Consider the following 22710-nt stretch of genomic DNA (forward strand, 5'->3'; position numbering starts at 1 on the left):
AATTTTTAACCTTTAATTTTTAATTCTCATGTGTGGAATAGCAGGAATCTTCAACATACAGTCTCAAACTCCTGAGTTGAGAAACAAAGCGCTACGGATGGCACAGAAAATCCGTCATCGCGGACCGGACTGGAGTGGTATCTACGTAGGCGGCTCCGCCATCCTCGCCCACGAACGCCTCTCCATTGTCGACCCGGAATCCGGTGGACAACCCTTGTATTCACCCGACCGCAAACAGGTGCTTGCCGTCAATGGCGAGATTTACAACCATCGTGACATCCGTGCCCGCTATGCCGGAAAATACGCCTTCCAGACAGGTTCCGACTGCGAAGTCATCCTTGCCCTTTACAAAGACAAAGGCATCCGCTTCCTCGAAGAGCTGAACGGCATCTTCGCCTTTGCCCTCTATGACGAAGAGACGGACGATTACCTCATCGCCCGCGACCCCATCGGCGTGATACCCCTTTATATAGGACGCGACAAGGATGGACACATCTACTTCGGCAGTGAGCTGAAAGCCCTTGAGGGCTTCTGCGACGAGTACGAGCCTTTCCTTCCCGGCCACTACTACCGTGGGAGCGAGGGCAAGATGCACCGCTGGTACACCCGCGACTGGATGGACTATGCCGCTGTGAAGGACAACTACACTCCTGCCGCCGAACGCAATGCCGCGCCGGCTTCGATAGGCCGGACAGCCTACAGCACACAAGTCACGGCTGTGCACGACGCCCTTGAAGCCGCCGTACAGCGCCAGTTGATGTCCGACGTCCCCTACGGTGTCCTGCTCAGTGGCGGACTCGATTCTTCCGTCATCTCTGCCATCGCCAAGAAATATGCCGCCAAACGCATCGAGACAGACAACAAGGCAGATGCCTGGTGGCCGCAGCTCCATTCCTTCGCCGTCGGCTTGAAGGGTGCTCCCGACTTGATTAAAGCCCGCGAAGTGGCCCGTCATATCGGTACCGTGCATCACGAGATAAACTATACCGTTCAGGAAGGCCTCGATGCTATCCGCGACGCCATCTATTTCATTGAGACTTACGACATAACCACTGTCCGCGCCTCCACCCCCATGTATCTGCTGGCGCGTGTCATCAAAAGCATGGGCATCAAGATGGTACTCAGCGGCGAAGGTGCAGACGAGGTGTTCGGCGGTTACCTTTACTTCCACAAGGCGCCCACACCGCAAGCCTTTCACGAAGAAACCGTGCGCAAGCTCTCCAAACTACATCTGTACGACTGCCTCCGTGCCAACAAAAGCCTTGCAGCCTGGGGAGTGGAAGGACGTGTCCCCTTCCTCGACAAAGAATTCCTGGATGTTGCCATGCGCATCAATCCGGCAGTCAAGATGTGCCCCGGCAAGGAAATAGAAAAGAAAGTAGTCCGCGAAGCCTTTGCCGACATGCTCCCTCAGAGCGTTGCCTGGCGGCAGAAAGAACAGTTCTCCGACGGTGTGGGCTACAGTTGGATTGATACACTGAAAGCCGTCACCGCCGCTGCCGTCAGCGACGAACAGATGGCACGTGCAGCCGAACGCTTCCCGATACATACCCCGCAAAACAAGGAAGAATATTACTATCGCACCATCTTCGAAGAGCATTTCCCCAGTGAAAGCGCAGCCCGGAGTGTTCCCAGCGTACCCAGTGTGGCATGCTCCACCGCCGAAGCGCTGGCATGGGACGCCTCTTTCCAAGGAAAGAACGACCCCAGCGGACGAGCAGTAGCGGGGGTACACGAAGAAGCATACAAGGATTAAAAAAAGAGCTGCCGACAGATTTCCTGCCAGCAGCTCTTCTCATTTTTTATTTATCAAATCCTATCGGACTAAAACATCATTGTCTGTCCGCCAATCACACCTGCCACAGCACTCGCTACGGCAATAATAAGTTTCAAAATCACATTCCACGTTTTCTTCATAAAGATTATCCATTATCTGATTAATAATTCATAGCTACCGTTATCCCAGTGGATTCTCACCTTGGTCTCCATCCGAATCCGAGCCTCCTCCTTCCGAACCGGAGCCGCCATCTGTGGAAGTCTTCCCCTTAAGATAATCATCCAAACTCACCAAATCCAGCCTTTCTCCAGCGCGGGTAGCAGCCTTCGATATCTTCAGTTCCCTATTCGCCTGAAAACAGATACGGACGCTCTCCACACTCTTGGCTGTCACGTCATCAGCCTTTTCCTCACCTTTCGATTTGGCTGCCAGTATAAAGACACCCAGCCCGGCTATATTAACCGTCTTTCCTTCCAGCAACTGCTCTTTCAGCTTTTCCACAAAGTTCTGCATCGTACTCTTGATGTCACCGATAGACAGAGAAGAGCGGTCCTGCATCTTCTGTGCAATAAACGCCAAATCCACGCTTTGCCCCAATGTCACCAACTGCGGATAATACTTCTTGGGAGAGTTTTCAACCCTGGGGTCCGACGGTCTCTCCACCGTCCTAAAAATTACACTCATACTTTTTTCTTTAGAGATTTAAATTCGTTTTCCTATTCACACGTTTCGTTGATCAACGATGCAAAGGTGAGGATTAAAAACTATGTAGCCAAAGAAAAAAGGTGCTTGGGAGTAGTTTTTCTGAGAAAAGAGATAAAGTGTTAATTATAAGATAATTGATGCTGAACAAAGAATCTCTTCATGAAACAGATATAAATAAGATACCTTATTTAATCACGTTTAAAAATATCCCTCGTATAGACTTTGTCAGCCACATCATCCAAACATGCGTCATAGCGGTTGGCAATAATGGCCTGCGAGATACGTTTAAACTCCTCCAAGTCATTCACAATAAGCGAACCGAAGAAAGTACTGCCATCTTCCAATGTAGGTTCATAAATCACCAGCTTGGCACCTTTAGCCTTGATACGTTTCATCACCCCTTGAATGGAACTCTGGCGAAAATTATCCGAGTTTGACTTCATGGTCAACCGGAATACACCAATGGTCACCTCCTTTTCTTTCTCCGCATCATATACACTGTTACTTCCGTATGCACCGGCAATGTGCAGCACCCTATCGGCTATAAAGTCCTTACGCGTACGGTTACTCTCCACAATTGCCGACATCATATTCTGAGGCACATCGTTATAGTTGGCAAGCAACTGTTTGGTATCCTTGGGAAGACAATACCCACCATAACCGAAAGAGGGATTATTATAATGTGTACCGATACGGGGATCCAGACCTACACCATTGATTATGGCTTGCGCATCCAGCCCCTTCATCTCGGCATATGTATCCAGTTCATTGAAATACGACACACGCAGTGCCAGATAAGTGTTGGCAAAGAGCTTCACCGCCTCTGCCTCCTTCATGCCCATGAAGAGCGTGTCGATGTTCTCTTTCAATGCACCCTCATGCAGCAGCCGGGCAAATATACGTGCAAGTTCTTCCGCTTCAGGATTTCCGATAGCACGAACTGCCGCATTCTCTTCCGCTGACACCCGGCCTTCCAAATCAATCATCTTCGGATAACCAACGATAATACGCGAAGGATACAAGTTATCATAAAGTGCTTTGCTCTCCCTTAGAAACTCCGGAGAGAAAAGCAGGTTAAATTTCTTTCCTTTCAATTCCGGCTTATACTGGAACATTGGGGCATACTTCACGTAAAGCGAACGGCAATACCCTACGGGAATGGTTGATTTAATCACCATCGCGGCATCCGGATTCACCTCAAGGATAAGATCTATCACATCTTCTATATGGTGTGTATCGAAGAAGTTTTTCTGAGGATCATAATTGGTAGGTGCCGCTATTACCACAAAGTCGGCCTCCTTGTAGGCAGACCTGCCATCCAGCGTAGCCGTCAGATTGAGTTCCTTTTCCGAAAGGTACTTCTCGATATATTCATCTTGAATAGGCGACTTCTTATTATTAATCAGTTCCACCTTTTCAGGTACCACATCCACAGCAGTCACTTTATGATGTTGTGCCAGCAGTGTCGCAATAGACAGTCCTACATATCCGGTACCGGCTACGGCTATTCGCAGTTTCTCAAAATCTTTCATGTCAATTCAATTGGGTTATCATAAAATCAATAATGGATTATTCCATATAAAAGTCCTTATACCATCCGGCAAACTTTCTGAGGCCTTCCCGAAGCGGAGTACTTGGTTTGAAACCGAAATCCCGTTCCAAAGCAGAGGTATCCGCATAAGTCACCGGCACATCACCCGGTTGCATCGGAACTAATTCCTTATGCGCCTCGAAGTCATAGTCTGCAGGCAATACACCTGCCCTTATCAGTTCCTCCTGCAATATTCGGACAAAATCCAGAAGGTTTTCAGGATGATTATTGCCTATATTATAAACTTTATAAGGCGGTACAGGCAGACCGTCTTCACCCACCTTACGTTCAGGAGCTTTTGCCATCACACGCATCACGCCTTCTACGATGTCATCCACATACGTAAAGTCGCGCTTACAGCTCCCATAATTAAATATCTTAATCTTCTCACCTTTCAGCAACTTATCGGTAAAACCAAAGTAAGCCATATCCGGACGACCTGCGGGACCATATACCGTAAAGAAGCGGAGGCCTGTGGACGGAATATCATAAAGTTTAGAGTAAGCATGCGCCATCAGTTCATTACTCTTCTTTGTAGCAGCATAGAGGCTCACCGGATTATCCACCTTGTCGTCAGTAGAGTAAGGCACCTTTTTATTCGAACCATACACGCTCGATGAAGAAGCGTAGACCAAATGTTTTACCCCCTCCCTGCCCTCATCATACGAATGGCGGCAAGCTTCCAATATATTATAAAAGCCTATCAGATTACTTTCAATATAAGCATCTGGGTTGGTAATACTATAGCGCACACCCGCCTGTGCTGCCAGATTCACAACGATTTGCGGCTGATATTCATCAAATATCTTATCGACAAGTGATTTATCGGCAATACTTCCCTTGATAAAAACAAACCGTTCTCTAAACCCGGTCAATTGCTCCAACCGCCATCGCTTGATATTCACATCATAATAAGCATTCAGATTGTCCAAACCCACTACAAGGGTATCGGACAGTTCCTCCAATAGGCGCATACAAAGATTACTACCGATAAAACCGGCAGCTCCAGTTACTAACACGTTCATGTTTATGATTGATGGATTAATGTGCTTCGCGCAATTACAGATAGAGAATAAAAAAAGAAATACACGCGAAAATAAGTACATAAAAAGAAAGGTTACTTATGCCATAGACAGTAAGGCACAAATAACCATTTCATTATCCTAATAAGATACCTAATCAACGGCCAATACTCCATATTGTCAGAAATATAATCTTGAAATATTCCATTACCGAACGATGTTCAATATACTTCATATTATAGTGTATCTTGTCCGGCATTATCTGTTCCACATACACTTTATCCGCATCTTCTGCCTGTCCCAATATTGTATTTTCATCCACGTATTCTATAGATGCATAATCAGTAATTCCCGGACGCACGGACAAGACTTTTCTTTGTTCATCCGTATAGAGGTCAACATACTTCCGAACTTCAGGACGAGGTCCAACCAAGCTCATATCTCCTTTCAAGACATTGAACAACTGAGGTAGTTCATCCAATTTATATTTGCGGATAAAATAACCTATGCGAGTGATTCGCGGATCACGTCCACCTACCGTTATCAATCCCTGTCTGTCAGAACCAATACGCATCGAACGGAACTTATAGACATAGAAATCCTTGCCGTTACGCCCTACGCGCAGCTGTTTATAAAAGCCACCACCTTTGCTTTCAAGACGAATGGCAATATACAAAAACAAAAAGACAGGAAACAGGAAGAGGATTCCTAAAAAAGAGAAAAGAATATCAAAGAAGCGAATCATTATTGACAACTTTACAATATGCCTTCTTTACGACTTTTATAATAAACTGAAGTTGTTCCTCATTCAATTGCGGATAAATAGGCAGGGAAATTTCGCCTTTAAAGTTCTCGTATGCCTGCGGATAATCCTTGATATCATAACCCAATGAATGAAAAAAGGAAAGCATCGGCATCGGAATAAAATGGACATTTACGGCGACTTCACTTTTGGCTATTTCATCAATCATGCGGTCACGTTGTTCTTCAGTAAATCCCTTGATACGTAACGCATAGATGTGATATGAACTCTCTTTTTCCCTATCCACAGAAGGAGGAAGAAGTGCCCAGTCACAATCAGCAAACCCTTCCGAATAGATATTGAACACCCTTTTACGTTCTTTCAACAATTCGGGATATTCGCGGATCTGTGCCAAACCAATAGCCGCATTAACATCCGCCATATTAATTTTCATTCCCAAACCGACTATATCATAACGCCAACCGCCAGCCTTCGATTTGGAGAAAGCGTCTTTAGTCTGGCAATTCAGGCTCATCATGCGGAGTTCTTTATAAAGTTCCGCGTTATCAAACGGTTCGGGCAAGTTCAGACAGATAGCCCCACCCTCTGCTGTTGTTACATTCTTAACAGCATGAAGAGAGAAAATCGCAATATCAGTTTCACATCCTGTACGTTGATTTCTAGTATAATAAGCGCCCAAAGAATGTGCCGCATCATTCATGACAAGGATACGCCCTAATTTCTCCTGAACGGGAGAAGAGGCTTGAAACAAATCATGTATTTCCGGTTCGTTGACCAGCTGCATAATACGGTCATAATCGCAAGGGAAGCCTGCTATGTCTACCGGAATAATGGCTTTAGTTTTCGGTGTAACAGCATTGCGGATAGCTTCTACAGAGATATTAAAATCTGTTCCGGAATCTACCATAACAGGCTTTGCACCTGCATGAAGCACAGCCAATGCTGTAGCACTATAGGTATATGCCGGCACTATCACTTCGTCACCTGCCTTCACTCCTAACCAGCGGAGCATCATAATGGCACCCGAAGTCCAAGAGTTTACACAAAGCACTTCTTTAGCACCGGAAAACACTTTGATTTCTTCTTCCAATGCTTTCACTTTAGGACCGGAAGTAATCCAGCCTGAACGTAACGAATCAACGACTTCGTTGATTACTGCCTTGTCAATATAAGGGGGCGAAAATGGAATTTTCATAATTTATATATTAAACTATTTTAAATGAATCAAATATGTAAGGCCACAAGAAAAATGTTTTCCTTCCTGCATCATAGCTTGCACAGAAAAATAACGAAAAAAAAGATAATTCGCACCAACTAAAATGTCATGTGAATCATGTTCTACAATTTTTACAATTAATTTCATATTGGGCAATATAGAAGGGGAATAAGTTATTCCTCCGGCAATGCCATTCAGATGATAATCTTGGCGACGATTATAAAGATACGATACATGTATTCCAAACTCTTCTTTATTCACTGGAATATGTTTGTAATATGTTTCTTTGATCAAAGAAACATATTCAACAAGTTGCATCCTCACATTGGCTCACGATACAATTGTTCACAAATGACGGACAACACACGACCGTATTTGCAACGCATATCAGTGAAGCCACATAATCTAAGAAAGATGAAGCTGTCCACCTTGACTTCCACTATTTTGTTGCACATACCTTTATGTCATTTATAAGAAAGACAAACTCATAGCTCCCAAATGCCTCATATAAATTCGAAGTATAATTCTTTCATTCGCAACCTACTTTCTCGCTGTCTTATAAATCACATTCAACATGCATATCGGCATCATCTTAGCTCCTGCGTACGCTAACGCCCAAAAATCTGCCATTACACCATAGTGTAACATTTTGTTCACCTTATGGCGAAGTGTGAAGATACCTTTAGCATGCTTCCAACCCCTTCTACGCTTAAAGAAGTTATCATCCAATCGAAACCTAAACAGATATTCAGGTACATTAGCAAACACACAACCTGCCACAAATCCTTGCGCCCACATCATAGTATCTTCACCAAAGTAAGTGTCCAGCGAATACAATCCCGATTTCTCAATATACGAACGTCGAAAAATGACCGTAGGATGAATCATGCAGTCGCGCTTGCGGAACAGTTTTTTGCAGTCCTCATGACTCTCAGGCATCTGCTTGCGGTAGTACTCACCACCATCACCCATTATCTCCACAGCCCAAGTACCAAGACATTCTACCTTTGGATGCTCATCAAAGTACTGTATCTGTCTCTCAAAACGATTCAGCTCGCTAATATCGTCAGCATCCATACGAGCGATGTACTCGTAACCAGCAGACATCACGATATTGAGCAAATCATTCAGTGATTGTGCCAATCCCTTATTTTCTGCACGCTTCTGAATCCTCATGCGCTCATCCTCCAAACCAGATAGATAACTATCTACCTCTTCGCGAATAGGGCCATCATATTGCACATAGAAGTCAAAATGTTTATACGTCTGATTGAGAATACTCTCAACCGAAAGTTTTACAAATTCAAATCTGTCGTTCTTATAAAGCGACATAATTACGGCTATTTTATGTAGCATAGACAATTCTCACATGTTCATACAGCTATATGGCTTATAGTTTATTCTAAGGGCATCCATAAAGCTTTCTGCGGATTTAATAGGGCTGAACTTTGCAAGCTGTTCTGGAATATTTTGGACGTATTCGAGATACTGCTCTTCCAAAGTCTTAAACCCGAAAGCTATTTCATCTATCTTGTATGGATTTATTTTGACTCCAGCTCTGCCAACTACTTCAGGAAGGCTTGCCATATTTGAGGTCAATGCAGGTTTTCCATATCCAAAACCTTCAAGAGGAGGAATGCCAAAACCTTCACAGAAAGAAAGTAATACTGTACCACTGCAATTCTTCAGCAACCAATTTACATCGTTACGCGAAAGATATCCGAGATAGAACACATTATCAAAGTTGCTAATGTAATGGCTCATTTCTTGACCATAGGAAGAAGACTTTCCTGCAATTATAAGTTGTATATCAGAACGAGTATTTGCATACTTGACAAAACCATCAACCATTCCTTTAATGTTCTTCCCTGGTTGTAAATCTCCTACGTAAAAAAAATACGGTTTATCCATGTCAATCTTTCTACCATTAACATCTTCGAGTTTGTCTGGTCTTTTGGGATCAGTTGTATTATTATCTATAAAATTATACGTAATAAATAACCTATCTTCAGGAACTTTCAGGTATTTACGAATCTCATTATAGCTAAATTCAGAAACAGTCAAAACGGTATCACACAGTTTGCAATAAAGTTTCGTCATCCAAGTTAAATAAGTTCTCTGAAGAAATCCGTATCTTTCTTTAGTTGTCAAATAATATACATCATGCAACGTGAATACTTTCTTACAACGAGCCAACAAAGGCATTGATGTACAGTAGCTATAAAGAACATCTAAAGGCTTTAAATATAAATAGAACAAAGTTTGTTCAAACAATATTCGCCTTATGCCAAATCCCAAATTGGGGACATCCACGTATTCTACATTTAGAGAAGAAGGAACAGCAAGATATTCTATAGATATTTGTTTTTGCTTGTATATAATAAAGCTTACATCTATTAACTCATATTCTGCAATCTTTTTGAGAAGCATCTGAAAATAACGAAAAGGTCCTCCTCCACTTTGAGCAGGGAGAGCAATCATGTTTATTCCGATAATCATATTGTTATTTTGCCTTTATTCCAAGAAACAGAAATGCTGTTATTTTATTACTCTTCACTGCAGTTGTAATAAAGTATGCCAGAACTAAAATAACAAGTGTACAAATAATTGTCAATGGATAATAATAGAAGGAGTCATTCAATTGTTTCCCTCCCATGGCTATAGTGCACCATCTTAATGGGTAATAATGGAACAAATAGATACCCAAAGTACTTCGACCGATATTCAAAATTATATTTTTCGAAAAAAGTACTTTGAATCTTTCTATTAGTAACAACCAGAAATGGCAACCCACAAAATTAGTAACAAACCATATTGCAAAATCAAAATTGGAAGATATGTCCTTTACAATAAATATGTAGTAAAGAGACATTGTTATATAACAAAGGCTTGAATATGGTAAAACCTTTCTTAAAACAACAGTATCAACCTTCCAATAGCTATTTACGATATAACCATAAACGAAAAATAACCAATAACGTCTAAAACTCATTAAAGAAAAATAGCCTGCAATTTCATAAGGAAGAATACTGCATAATATAGTCACAATAAAGAAAGGCGATATAAGCACCAATATCTTAGCAGTAATACTATTTATATTTTTTATTAATATAGTACAGAATTTTGTTGTCAGCAGGAAGCAAAACAGCGAAAATATGAACCAAAAACCTGATTTAGAATCATCAATAGACTTCTGCGACCATATTGATGAACCCTCAAGAAAATGATAATAAAGCCTATTGAAAATGAAAATACAGATGAATGGTATTAGCAGCTGTACTGCCTTCATTTTTAGCCAACCCTTACATTTAACTTTATCGTCTTTTACTAGTAAGCCTGAAATAAAGAAAAACAAGGCTAAAAAATAAGTGTCGATAAATGAATGTATAATTTGATTATAGAATATAATGTTTATTACATGATACACTATAACAGATACTATCGCCCAACATTTGGCAATATCATATGTATTATTTCTTTGCATTACTGATTACTATATACTTTCTCTAAATACTTTACGGTACTATCAATAGAAAATCCTGCTCTTTCCAGGACATTGACTGTATTTCGGTCATGATTATTATGGCATTTTTCCAGAATTAAGTCAGCCCAGTCAGATGGAGAATCGTTCAGAGATTTGAAACAAAATGTATCTAATATACATGCGTCTTTATTTACACTGTCAGAAACTACACAAGGAAGACCTGCAGCTTGTGCCTCCACCAAAACAAAGGGCAACCCCTCATATAAAGATGGCATTACAAAGATATCAAATGACTGCATCCACTCATTTACATTATTTTGCTGACCAGCAAATATTACGTTGTCTTGCAATTCAAAATTCCGAACCTTTTGATGTATTGTTTCATACTGTTCTCCAATACCAATAAATATAAGTTTGGAATCTTCTTCAATTTTCTGAACTTCCTTAAAGACATCAACCAGGAATGATTGATTCTTTACATCTGTAAAACGCCCTACATGACCTATTACAAGTGTCTCATTACTTATCTTTAATTTAAATCGAATTGCTTTTCTCCACTCTTCATTATAAGCGAATTTTTTCAACATAATTCCATTTTTTATAACAATAGAATTTGTATTATTAAAAAAGAAGTCTGAAGCCAAAGAAGAGCAAGCAAAACGATGAGTGCAATATTTTAAATTGAAGTTTTTATTAAACCAATGTTGGATCTGTCTAAATAGTCCATTAGTATTTGAATTATGAGCATGAATAATTCTCACTGGCACCTTATACTTCCATGCAAAAAAGATTGGAGCCAATGTTGTCATTTCTCCTTCATTCCAATGAACAGCATTATACTTACCTTTATGATTTCTAAAGAATCTCAATAAAGTTCTGTAATAAATGAGCCCCTTCCTGCGTTGTGGTAAACGATAAATAGTAGCCCCATAGCTTTGAGCTTCTTTAGAGTTTTCGGTTTCACCTTCTGAAAATATCAAGAAATCTGCATGATAGGATTTTCGATCAAGCCCTCGCAGAACATTCATCATGAATTCTTCGGTGCCATTTTTCTCTAGTGAAGATGATATAAATAAAATATTTATCATAGATTCTTTAGATATTTATGCCACAGGTTGAATACTTTTTCCTCAGTAAAGTCTTTTGCTCTGTTTTTAGCTGATTTACTGAATTTGATACGAAGTTCAGAGTTTTCAGCCAAAACATTCAGCCTATCAAGAAACTCATCAATATTGCCAACCTCATAAAGGAATCCGTTATTTCCATTATTAATTAACATCTTAGGTCCTCCACAAGGACAATTACTTGATATACATGGAACTCCTACAGCCATAGCTTCCATCAAGGCGTTAGGAGATCCCTCAAATTGGGATGTCATAACATAAATTGTTGCAGAAGATATTGCATTAGCCACATTATCAGTACGCCCCTTTAGTATTATTTTATCAGCCAAACCTACTCGTTTAATCTCTCCAGATAGTTGTTCTTTCAATTCTCCGTCTCCATAGATATGTAGTTTCCAGTCTTTATGAGCATCTGCAAAAACCTTAAATCCTTTTATTAGAAAAAAATAGTCCTTTTGTTCGCTTAGTCGTCCAACAGCAACAATAAGTTTATCCATGGGGATATAATTTGTGTTATAGAAAGAACTACTGATGGGATTGAATATTATTGTTGACTTGTCCTGTAGTTGTTTAGGGAACCAAGCTTTCGCATCTTCTGTCTGAAATACTGCTCCTTCGCTCAAGGGTAATATTGTTTTAGCCAGAATCTTTTGTAGAATGGTTTGATAGTCAAAGTTAGGGTCATTTCTGACAGAAATTATTGATTTTGTTTTTAATCCTCTTGTTGTAAGGACGCCATGATATAAGGCACTATTTAGAAAAGACACGAGATACTGAGGCTTTTCTTTCTTCAAAATGGATCGAAGTCTATATAAACGGCGAAAAGGTCCAATTAGCTTTGATGTATGGTATGCATTCCCCTCTGTCGTAAAGCGCCTCACATTCTCGCTTAAGGAATACTCACCTAATCTGCGAATTGTGGTTATCATGATAACTTCATGATTATGTTTGGCAAAAGAATTTGCCAAATTTGTGATGACACGTTCTGCTCCACCATTGCTAATATGCTCAATAAAAAAAGCTATTTTCATATTGTCAAAGATTTTGTTGTATCAATTCTTGAGATACAGTAACCAAGACAGAGGTTCACCATAATATTATAGTCTGTATAAGACATTGAGAACATGGTTTTCGCAAAATAACCAATAAAAATCATCTTGATTACTATGCTACAAGTTTTATCCAAATTTGTCCTAAATGCAGTTCTAAAAAAGGACTTCCAATACATAAAAAAGACGAAGATGCCTAAAATACCTTGATTTACAAGAATCTCAATCCAATCATTATGTGCATAATTATTACTTACGGTCAAAGTGTAGTTTGCCCCCCCCCCCAATAGTTGTTGTAGTGGAGTAGCACGATAAAGAAAATACTCCCAGAAATCGTCATACAAACTATCTCTTCCACTGGTATCTCCATCTAAGGTATCCTGAATACGCTCTAAGAAATACAGGTTTTCCATCATGTACTCTGAAATAAAGTAATACAATCCAAAGAGCAAAACAGAAAACGAAACCAAGAAGCCCAATTTCTTTTTTATTGAAATACCCAACAATGAATTATTGAAGTAAACTAAAAGCATTAATCCTGCAAAAACGGTCGCACCACGTTTCATTGAGTAAATAACAAAAATCAAGCATGTTAGTAGATACACATATTGAATCAATCTTTTTTGTGAAAGGAACATAGCAAATGGTATTAGAGATGCAATATAGTATCCTCCATTGTTCGTCACGCTATCATCCATTAAATGCCTTAGCATTGCTGCTTGCATTTGATCAAAATAGAAAATCACCGCTACAACAAAAAGAGGAATAATCCAAATCTGAATGAATTCTGACGTAATTTTCCCTCTTTTACTATAGTAGTATATCGGAAATAGCGGGGATAGCGATTTCAGAATTGTTGTTGTGTAGGAGAGTTTATGCATACGCTCTCCACTAGCTGGGCTAATATAAATAGGGCCATATAAGTAGTATAATATTCCATATACAACAAACATAAACAGCAAAATATAAACCCATTTAATAAAAGAATGATATCTTACTAAATATAGCAACTTTATTGCATAAAAAAGCGATATTCCCAAAAGACTCCAAAATACCAAACTGTTAAGTGGTGATTCTACTGCGAAAATTGGTAATAAAATCTCTATGCAACATAACAATAAGAACAATCCTGCTTCACTAAAAACAGCTTTTAATGGATTCATAGTTTCAGATAAGAACCTAATTGTAAATCAATATTTTCATCAGTGAAAGTTCCCATTCCACTTGCGGGATAGAAGGTTAACTCTCCAAAGTATATCAATCCGTTAATGTTATAGAAATCAACGCGTAGGAAAGATTGTTCTACACTTAATTTTTCAGCCAATTGAATCATTTCTGCGAGATTTTCAGGCATATTCTCCACATGGCTTGGAACTGGAGGTAAATCGGCCTCTCCGAAAGGTAGCAATTTCCCATCAGGAGAATAGTAATTAGCATGGTGCTCCACAAATCTGTCAAAATCAATCTTAAAGAAGCGAACCTTTCCATTGAAACAGAAAAATTTATAATCCTTCAAATCGGAACCTTCTTCTGCATTCTCTACCTGCATGAATTTTTCAGCAATAATCCTTTTCGGAACATTTTTGTATGGCCATTCTCGGAATTTTTTAAAAAGGTCAGATGTAAGAGAGGTTGTCAGTTTGACAAGAGCTGCTTCTTTATCAAATTTTCTTTTGTCTTTACAAACAATAACGTCACATCCACCTCCTCCATGTGTAGTTTTCAAAACAAATTGATTAGGAAGACAATCACAATCAATATCTTCTGTTTTCTCCCATACAGCCAATGTCGGAATTATATACTGCTTACCGATGATATTTGCAACATATTCCTTTACAGCATATTTATCTACCATTATCGTGTATTCAGGTTTTCGATTATTCATCTTTAACCACTGAATCTTTTCTGTAAATAATTGGGGATGTTTCAAGTTTGGCCATTTTCCCATGCGAGCACGATACCTAATTGTTAGATATGTATAATCGGGAATCCAAGAACCATACAATTCTACTAATTCATCAACGAATTTCCATGGTGATGTTATGAGTATTTTTATAGCTTTCAGTATACTTTTCATCATATTTTTTTAAAGCATAAATCAATTTTTCTCTATGAGATTCGCAAATAATATGATTTTCAATTCTCAATTTCTTCTCTCCTTTAAGAAATTTTGGTAGTAGTCCTCTTTTTGAAAACTGATACCAAATTGTATCTGTATATGGTTCCATCATCAATAATTCTTCTTTTGCTGACTCTGAATAGTATTTATCCAAATTATTTCGAAGAGCAAGTATATCCCCGATAATTACATTCAATTCTTTTATTTTATGGGCAAATATTTCTTTTTCTTCCGTATTCATTAATATAACTCCAACTGCATCCTCGGTACATTGTTTATACGGAGTTAGTTCAAACGAAATTTTTTCTTTCTGGAAATCAATACTTACCATATACCCTTCAGTCCAACATCCAGAACGCTTTGAAGCATGATCAAATAAAAGATTGCCCAAACCATAAAATACAGGCTTATCCTTATAAACCTCGTATCCACTATAACAATGCTGATGATGGTTTACTACAGCATCAGCACCTACATCAATAAAGAATCGATAAGTATCTTGCATTCGTATAGTAGGTAACTGAAAATGTTCATGACCACCATGAATGATGACTATTATATAATCAGCTTTCTTACGCGCTTCTTGTATAATATAGTATTGCCTTATAGGATTTAAAGGATTAGCACCTGCAGAGGTCTCATCAGCTATAGAAAACTCATGTTCACAGCAATTAATGATGGCGAGTGTTTCCCCACATAAATCCTTGTATAATACTCTTTCTGCCTCTGTCGCATTTTTTCCTGCTCCTACTGTATCAATACTTGAATTGCATAAAACCTCAATTGTATCCAAACAGCACTGCTTTCCTTGGTCTAAAATATGATTATTGGCTAATGTACAACAATTAAAACCAGCATATCGTATAGCAGCCACGGAACTCTCACTACCTAACAAGTTTGGTCCACATTTTGTAATGGGCCTAGCATAATTTCTGTTTTTTACAATTGGGAACTCAAAATTCACAATAGAATAATCCGCTTGTTCGGTTACTAAACAAATATTTGCAAATAATCCTTTAAAATTATTCTTTTGAAGAAAGTCGTTAATCCTATATGAGGGGCAGAAATCACCAGCTACAAGTATTTTCATTTCGAACTAATTTTATACAGTTCTCTAATTTTATTAATAACATACGAACACTTAAACTTTTCTGTGTCGCAAGCCTTTTTTTCACCTTTTGTTTTTTGATACCATTGTGAAATAGCATCCCCCCATTTTGCCGGTCCATCTGTCAATTTTAGGTAAGTAACATTACCGCAATTTGTAGTCAAAGGAATATTAGTTGACGCAAAGCATTTAAGGCTCATAGATTGAGCTTCGATTATAGCAATACCAAAACCTTCATGAAGCGATGGCATGATGAAACAATTTGATTTGTTCAATTCTAGTGGTATATTGGTATTACCTGGCAGAAAATCAACATATTCGCGCAAGCCGATGGATTCAATTTTTTCTTCAAGCAGTTTCCTATAACTAACATTCATATCAAATCCAATAATCTTCAACCGGGCAGGAATACCAACGCTTCTTATATATGCTAATACTTCAACTGAATATATCTGGTTTTTTATATCTGATATAGCACCTACTTGTACAATTGTTAATCCAGATATATTGGCAGGTGTAAAAAGACCTATATCAAAGCGATTGTCATCGTAAAAATTATTCAAGACAGTAAATATTGCTCGTTCTGAATACAACGAACAGCAAGCTTCATAAGAACATCCAATTAATTTTGTTGCATAAGTCCTAATTAGTCTGGTTCTAAACTTATTGAGTAAAGTACATATAACATTTGTTTTCCCATGAATAATATGTGCTTGACTTATACGTACAGAAACATTATATTTTGATGCAAGCATTAATAATGGCGCATTTTCATATTCACGATTGCAATGTATTACATCGTAAGGAGGCTCGTTTTTAAGTATTTTATTAACCTCTCGATAGGTGTAAAAATCACGCACATAATAGTCTGCCCTATGAAGAAGACAATTGCCTCCTTCATATTTTGGTACTCTAAATATTTTACCTCCATACTTTAGAAATTCATCATCATAATAACGTTTTTCAGAGGTAAAAAGAAGCATATCAAAATGACACTCAGTATACAGATTTCGGACAATCCCCATCATAATCGCCTGAACACCACCATTACCAAGTCCCTCACACGATACCATTAACACCCTTTTTTTCATGTGCTATTCTTTTTCGATAATTCGTTCCAAAATTAACCAAGACTCTTTACGAAGAGCGTTCAATTTAGGCATAAGTATTGAATAATCAATAGGATTTTCCCATGGTTTTGCGTTATCCAATTCCATTGTATTCTGATATATTCGATCTTGTAAATCCAACTTCGACAATAAGTTGTCTAAACGAGTACCTCTATCATTTCTACTTTTCAAAATGGCAAATTGTCTTTGGTATATCAAGCAAAAAGCCAAGCCATGAAAAGACCGAGTAATAACAAATTCAGAATATGCAATATTCCTAACCCATTGTTCAATACTGACCCTGTTCCAAATTAGTTTGTTAAAAATAGTTGTTTTTCTATTTGTATTTATAGCTGTTAAGCCTAGTTTCTTTGCAAGATTTTCACAATAATCTGTCAATTCCCAATCTTCGCTCAACGGATAGTACACCAATGTTTTCCTAATTTGACTATTAGGCACGAATTCATCATAGGAATCAAATAATAATGTCGGGTCAAGTACGGACGTTGCTTCAACGCCAAAAACATCACGCAATAACTTCATACCGGAATCCTCTCTGCAAGTAACAAATGAGAATTGGTTTAATGCAGATTTCACAAAATCGACATGCTCTGGATGGTTCCAATCTTTAATGCCAAAGCTCGATGAAAAAGATAATCTTTTCACTTTAGTTGTCCCAAAATCCAAAAAGAACATTTTCCAATATTCCTTTGTTATATCAGGATTCCAGACTTGATCACTACCTACTATGTATATATCGGCTTGTGGTGGGTCATTATAAAGTTCACTGACACTATTATATTTTTTCGTTTTTGGTATGTAATAACTCCAAAAACGTTCAAATTTTGTTGACGCAGGCAATAGTTTTTCTATAAAGTTGGCAATTCTCCCTAGAAAAGAAGGCTGTTCTTTAGAAGCCAAATGAATATTTATCATTTCAGGACAATGACCTAGGTGCTTTATAGCTTTTATAGTTGCATATGCTTGGAGTTCTGCACCGTAGTTCTTCTCATGCCATATAGTTAGCAATGCAATTTTCATCTTTGTACTATTTTTCTTAGTAAGTCCGTTAATGCTCTGATAACATATACCATTTTGTACCTCCATCCCAAATTTCCATACTTTTTTGCGACATAAAGGAAACCTTTGGTCTCATAGTCCCGAACAAATCTCAGATGTGCAGAATGAAGTGTAGAAGGTTGTTCCAATTGAGGTTGTATGCAATCTTGGAGCGTGATACTTTCTGCCTTTAGTTTAGCACACTCAAAAAGATACTTACCTTTCTCTGAATTTATCAGAATAAGTGACAATCCTTTACCATCTTCGTATGTGGAGTCTTTAGGAATACCCCACTGATCACCTACCGTTATGTCTCCCACTCGTTTGAAATTAGTGTAATAACAAACCGAGCAACTCTCTCGCATAGAAAAGCCTGAGAAATACAAATAATTGCTTGTTCTTCGAAACTCTTCCTTTCCATTTTCGAAGAGAAAGCTTTCACGAGCTCCATGCCAACCAAAACGTTTATCTCGGAAACATGCCTTTACAATCTTAGAATTTCTTAATTTCTGAAGGTATGCAAGATAGTCTTCCCAAATCTGAGGTGATGGGACTCCGTGGCAGATGATGTCTATGCAAAATAGGTTATCATGAAGACAATTTGGCAAGTATGACTTTAACCCTGCTACCTGACATGCTGTTCCTGAGAAAAGAACCTTAGTACCTTTTCTCAAATCTTCCTTTACTTGAGTAAAGCTCCCTCTCAAATCACTCTGAACATACTTTGACATACGGAGAGCAGAGAGAGTATGGCTACTGTTAGCCTTTTGATGGGTTACTCTCCAGTTCTTAGTAAATGCAGCTCCATATACTACGCCACCATTAGCAATAAACTTGTCAGCAATAGCAAAGAAAGCACCACCGCTCTGGCTCCTCTTAAGTTGTTCATCGTGTGATAATCGGAATTGATATGCCATTGGTGTTTCGTAGTTGTTATAACGTTTATACCCTTCATAAAATTGACATACCTTATCACACAATCCGCAGCCCACACATAATTCAGAATTTACTTGTGGGTATAAGAATCCAAGACTATCAGGATTCATCTTTATAGCCATATGTGAACAGATACTAGCACATGCAGTACATCCACAGCAGTTATATTTGTTATCTATTAAAATCATCTGAATAGCCGTCTTAATTATTTATTTGCGCAATATAAATCGGATTTTCTGAAACACAAATTGTCTTTCGTAAGATTTAAGCCCAAGCATTACTGTAAGAGCACATAGTATAAATTCTGTTGCACACAGATTAAGAAATAGTCGAACAAGTCCCATAGACATCATCTTTGTAACAAAATATGATACAGTGAAGCTAATTAACATGATTGCCAGACATCTAGAAACCGTACTAATGAAGAATTCACGTACAGGGAAATTGGTCATCGGACGAAGCATAAGTACTCTAAAAACTAACGCTACGAGGGCAAACAGAATAATTGTTAATTGAGACATTTCTGGAGTTCCCCCTAAAAGTAGAACTATCCAAGCTACAAAAAAATTAGCGATATAAGTAGAGCCTACAACTATTTGATACTTTTTAATATTTCCTGTAGCTAACATCAAATGTATCAAAGGATGCGAAAATGATTCTACTAATGAAAAAAATAGAATAATACGTACAAAAGATACTGTGTATTCAGGAACACTTTTTAACCATAGTCCGAGTATGTAATCAGCTTCAAAAATTATTGGGGTAACAAGAGCTAACATCAAAATAAACGCGAGTCTGCTACTTTGTAACACCAAAGAATGAGAATCATCAATACGTTTAGCAGCATAAGATTTTATTATTTGAGGCTGAACAGCCATGAAAAAATTCTGTGTAAACTTTCCAACTGCAGATTGTACTTGCGTTGCCAATCCACGAGCCGCATTTACGGTGGGACCGTAACAAACGTTAAAGAGGAGATTAATACCTTGATCACGTAATAAGCCTGATGTAGTGCCAACAAAGTTCCATCCTGCGAATCCAAAAATTTCAACAAACATTTTTTTATCAAAACTCCAGCAAATTTTGCATTCTTCAAAGTTCTTTTTGCAGTAAATTGTATAAACAATAACTATTATAAATGCAGCAACGCACATTAATGAAGAATAAAATATCAAATTATCGATAGGCGATACTTTGATTCCCAAAGCAATCAATAGGTATACAAGTCCCTCAAATATGCCTATATAAGCAAAAGCCGTCATTCTTTCATGCGCTATTATGCATGCGTTATATGGCGTGTTCCATAGATTCAAGATGAATGTAATTAGTGCAAATTGTAACACCCAATTAGATGCCAAAATTCTTCGAGTAGGTATTGTCATATGTGTATTTAAAAACCAGATACCCAAAGACTCAACAAGTATAACTACAATTATTCCTATAGCAAACTGAGTACTCAGTGCAGTACAAAAAACTCTGTTCATTTTTTGCTGATTACCTTCTCCCAGAACAAATGTAATGAATCGACTGATAGCTCCGGAAATCGATGCAGATATCATTGAAAACATAGTAATAAACCCAGCCACAGCATTATATATGCCATAATCTTCAACACCTAAGGCATCTAATATCACCCTCGATGTATATAAACTAACAATCATCAAAAATAGCATTCTACAATACAATAGCATTGTATTCTTTGCAATTCGATTCTTGTTTATTGAATAATCAGACATAAACCACTGCTTAGTAATGAAATAAAAAGGTATGCTTCTCTTCGAATAGAGATTATATTGTGCGGAATAATCAGTAAAAAACGGACTTGTTTTTTTAAGTTTGTAAGCACTCAATTGAGAGCGTCCCTCTTTGAAAGGGCACATAACTATACCCTACCCTAAACCGAGTTTTGTTAATCAATTAGTCTTGAATTTAACATTGGCTGGTAGCCAAAGCGATTTTGTCAGGAACCATGTTAACATAATCCCTGCATCTGTTAAAGATATTTTTGAAAAAAGTTCCGATGAAGTTCCAGATAGAACTGCCATGAAGCTTTACCGTTACAATCACACTATGATATGTTGCAGCCATCTCAGCACCGGCATCACTACCATAATGAAATGAATTGTTGCGCCAGGTAGTCAGCTTTCGAATGGTTCGCTCTGCCAGATTGTTGTCTATCGGTAATTCACCATCATCCAAGTAAACAAAAATCTCTTTCCAGAATCGATGCAGATAATTGAGAGCTTCTCTATAATACTGACTTCTAAATTCTGAATCCTTTGACAGTTCACTGTCCAACAAACTGCGCAATTCTATCAGGAGTTCCTTCGTTTCCAAGCTTTGCCTTTCCCGTAACCTCTCTTCCGGAGTAAGCCCGGCTTCATCATAAACATGTTCTTTCGAAAAGAATCTCTTAAGAAAGTTCGAAAAGCGTACGGCCACCGGTTCACCACCTTGATTACCTGCTTTAACGAACTTGTTGTTTGCATGAGACATACAAACTTGATGTATAGTATCTTTAAACCGGGCTGATTTCAACTCATTGCCGATAAATACATAAGCATTGTATCCGTCGGACATAATACTCTTCAATTCTGCATCACCCAAAAAGTCTGTAAGTACCTCACGGCCGCGAGAACCATTCTCATAGAAGAAAATGGCTGTTTTCTGAGCCTTGTTGACCAGAACCTAAATGTAGCACTTCTTATAGTGATCATATTTACGCACTTTACACCAGGTCTCATCGCAGTTCACAATCGAGTCTTTTTCCAAAGCTATGGACTTCAATACACAAACCAGCTCATCCAGGTATTTCTTGCCTTTCTTAAGCCAGTTGCGCAATGTGTTTTTAGAAACGGTCATGCCCATATCTGTCAGCCATTGGTGAAGAAGACCGAAAGTCACATTCTTCACATAAACTTCATAGGCGATAGCCTGCAGAAATTTAGGAGTAGCTTTAGTACCATCGAATCTAGTCACCACCTCCGGATGCCTTCAGAAGGGAAATAACCCCACCTGGGCTTTTTACCCGGCTCTGCATAATGAACCGTCTCAAAACATTCTTCCGTAAGGAAAGTACGGAAACTGAATACACGTACCATTCTCCTTTCAATGAGGCGACCGGGAACCTTTGTCAAATCAGAAGGATGCCCTATCGCTTCTCCGGCTACTCCCATCCTTTTATAACCGTCAAGACGATTGGACAAATCACGGTCTTTCCCGGAAGGCTCTTTAACCTCTGGCGATTGAACATAATCAACCGAATCCGTGCGAAGCGTATCATCGGTTCCATCATAATCATCTTTCTCCTCGTTCCGATTTGAATCACCCGTTTTAGCTTTAGACTTTATCCTTTGACGTCTATCACCAAAACGTTCCTAATTGGCATAATCAAGTTTTTCTTGAAGTGCCTTAATCTTACGTTCAGCTGATTTGCGAAGCTTATGCTCTTCTGATAACCAAATGATTGGAGAGATTCTCCATGAGGCAAAGCCTCGGTCTGGTATTGAAAGTAAAACTTTTCAAAATCTTCACTGCTATACATAAATCCTAAAATTTTTGTTCGCAGCGAAGATAGAGTTTTCAATCAATAGCCATTTTTTGACTGCTTACATAAAGAATATCAAAAAAGGACTTGAGTTTTAAGTA

Annotated in this window: 21 protein-coding genes and 1 pseudogene; 1 reads left to right on the plus strand and 21 read right to left on the minus strand. The window is 38.5% G+C overall.

Features of this window, described 5'->3' with window-relative positions; translation table 11 throughout:
- Nucleotides 1–28 precede the first annotated feature (28 nt).
- Nucleotides 29–1756: an asparagine synthase B gene (gene asnB / locus DWZ67_RS05685; protein ID WP_120138341.1), complete on the plus strand. Its 1728-nt coding sequence runs from the start codon at nt 29–31 to the stop codon at nt 1754–1756.
- A gap of 68 nt (nt 1757–1824) precedes the next feature.
- On the opposite strand, the gene DWZ67_RS20055 is transcribed toward asnB, so the two are convergent.
- The 21 genes and pseudogenes from DWZ67_RS20055 to tnpC all read right to left on the minus strand — a co-directional run.
- Nucleotides 1825–1917, minus strand: coding sequence for a smalltalk protein (locus DWZ67_RS20055; RefSeq protein ID WP_005837261.1), 93 nt, complete (start codon nt 1915–1917; stop codon nt 1825–1827).
- 40 nt (nt 1918–1957) lie between these two features.
- On the minus strand, nt 1958–2461 hold the full coding sequence (locus tag DWZ67_RS05690) for an HU family DNA-binding protein (RefSeq protein WP_005827604.1): 504 nt from the start codon (nt 2459–2461) through the stop codon (nt 1958–1960).
- A 209-nt stretch (nt 2462–2670) separates the two neighbouring features.
- Entirely contained in the window at nt 2671–4014 is a 1344-nt protein-coding gene (locus DWZ67_RS05695) for a nucleotide sugar dehydrogenase (protein WP_120138343.1), read from the minus strand.
- A 37-nt stretch (nt 4015–4051) separates the two neighbouring features.
- Nucleotides 4052–5098 carry an NAD-dependent epimerase/dehydratase family protein gene (locus DWZ67_RS05700; RefSeq protein WP_191857952.1) on the minus strand — a complete coding sequence of 349 codons (1047 nt, stop codon included), beginning with the start codon at nt 5096–5098 and terminating at the stop codon, nt 4052–4054.
- A gap of 154 nt (nt 5099–5252) precedes the next feature.
- The gene (locus DWZ67_RS05705; protein ID WP_005837266.1) at nt 5253–5840 is read right to left on the minus strand and encodes a sugar transferase; all 588 of its coding nucleotides are present in this window, start codon (nt 5838–5840) and stop codon (nt 5253–5255) included.
- A complete protein-coding gene (locus DWZ67_RS05710; protein ID WP_005837268.1) occupies nt 5824–7053 on the minus strand; it encodes a DegT/DnrJ/EryC1/StrS family aminotransferase in 1230 nt (409 codons plus the stop codon). Before DWZ67_RS05710 ends, DWZ67_RS05705 begins: the two co-directional genes overlap by 17 nt.
- A gap of 15 nt (nt 7054–7068) precedes the next feature.
- Nucleotides 7069–7335, minus strand: coding sequence for a hypothetical protein (locus DWZ67_RS05715; protein WP_191857951.1), 267 nt, complete (start codon nt 7333–7335; stop codon nt 7069–7071).
- A 59-nt stretch (nt 7336–7394) separates the two neighbouring features.
- The gene (locus DWZ67_RS20565; RefSeq protein WP_005837269.1) at nt 7395–7529 is read right to left on the minus strand and encodes a hypothetical protein; all 135 of its coding nucleotides are present in this window, start codon (nt 7527–7529) and stop codon (nt 7395–7397) included.
- A gap of 85 nt (nt 7530–7614) precedes the next feature.
- Nucleotides 7615–8406, minus strand: coding sequence for a glycosyltransferase (locus DWZ67_RS05720; RefSeq protein ID WP_005837270.1), 792 nt, complete (start codon nt 8404–8406; stop codon nt 7615–7617).
- 33 nt (nt 8407–8439) lie between these two features.
- Entirely contained in the window at nt 8440–9573 is a 1134-nt protein-coding gene (locus tag DWZ67_RS05725) for a glycosyltransferase family 4 protein (protein ID WP_005837271.1), read from the minus strand.
- A 4-nt stretch (nt 9574–9577) separates the two neighbouring features.
- Nucleotides 9578–10558: an acyltransferase family protein gene (locus tag DWZ67_RS05730; RefSeq protein ID WP_005837272.1), complete on the minus strand. Its 981-nt coding sequence runs from the start codon at nt 10556–10558 to the stop codon at nt 9578–9580.
- Entirely contained in the window at nt 10558–11646 is a 1089-nt protein-coding gene (locus tag DWZ67_RS05735; RefSeq protein WP_005837274.1) for a glycosyltransferase family 1 protein, read from the minus strand. Before DWZ67_RS05735 ends, DWZ67_RS05730 begins: the two co-directional genes overlap by 1 nt.
- A complete protein-coding gene (locus tag DWZ67_RS05740) occupies nt 11643–12713 on the minus strand; it encodes a glycosyltransferase family 4 protein (RefSeq protein WP_005837276.1) in 1071 nt (356 codons plus the stop codon). The genes DWZ67_RS05735 and DWZ67_RS05740 overlap by 4 nt, the downstream gene beginning before the upstream one ends.
- A complete protein-coding gene (locus DWZ67_RS05745) occupies nt 12710–13894 on the minus strand; it encodes an O-antigen ligase family protein (RefSeq protein WP_005837277.1) in 1185 nt (394 codons plus the stop codon). Before DWZ67_RS05745 ends, DWZ67_RS05740 begins: the two co-directional genes overlap by 4 nt.
- Complete coding sequence (locus DWZ67_RS05750) at nt 13891–14811, minus strand: ATP-grasp fold amidoligase family protein (RefSeq protein ID WP_225982683.1); 921 nt, start codon at nt 14809–14811, stop codon at nt 13891–13893. The genes DWZ67_RS05745 and DWZ67_RS05750 overlap by 4 nt, the downstream gene beginning before the upstream one ends.
- A complete protein-coding gene (locus DWZ67_RS05755; RefSeq protein ID WP_005837280.1) occupies nt 14750–15940 on the minus strand; it encodes a CapA family protein in 1191 nt (396 codons plus the stop codon). Before DWZ67_RS05755 ends, DWZ67_RS05750 begins: the two co-directional genes overlap by 62 nt.
- Nucleotides 15937–17049, minus strand: coding sequence for a glycosyltransferase (locus tag DWZ67_RS05760; RefSeq protein ID WP_225982682.1), 1113 nt, complete (start codon nt 17047–17049; stop codon nt 15937–15939). Before DWZ67_RS05760 ends, DWZ67_RS05755 begins: the two co-directional genes overlap by 4 nt.
- Before the next feature lie 3 nt (nt 17050–17052).
- On the minus strand, nt 17053–18108 hold the full coding sequence (locus tag DWZ67_RS05765) for a polysaccharide pyruvyl transferase family protein (RefSeq protein WP_005837283.1): 1056 nt from the start codon (nt 18106–18108) through the stop codon (nt 17053–17055).
- A complete protein-coding gene (locus DWZ67_RS05770) occupies nt 18105–19250 on the minus strand; it encodes a Coenzyme F420 hydrogenase/dehydrogenase, beta subunit C-terminal domain (RefSeq protein WP_005837285.1) in 1146 nt (381 codons plus the stop codon). The genes DWZ67_RS05765 and DWZ67_RS05770 overlap by 4 nt, the downstream gene beginning before the upstream one ends.
- Before the next feature lie 21 nt (nt 19251–19271).
- Nucleotides 19272–20696 carry a lipopolysaccharide biosynthesis protein gene (locus DWZ67_RS05775; RefSeq protein WP_225982680.1) on the minus strand — a complete coding sequence of 475 codons (1425 nt, stop codon included), beginning with the start codon at nt 20694–20696 and terminating at the stop codon, nt 19272–19274.
- Nucleotides 20697–20991: 295 nt separating this feature from the next.
- Nucleotides 20992–22520, minus strand: a pseudogene (gene tnpC / locus DWZ67_RS20610) (IS66 family transposase); the annotation flags it as partial.
- Nucleotides 22521–22710 lie beyond the last annotated feature (190 nt).

The sequence above is a fragment of the Bacteroides sp. AF34-31BH genome, assembly GCF_003602795.1.
GTDB classification, from domain to species: Bacteria; Bacteroidota; Bacteroidia; order Bacteroidales; family Bacteroidaceae; genus Bacteroides; species Bacteroides uniformis.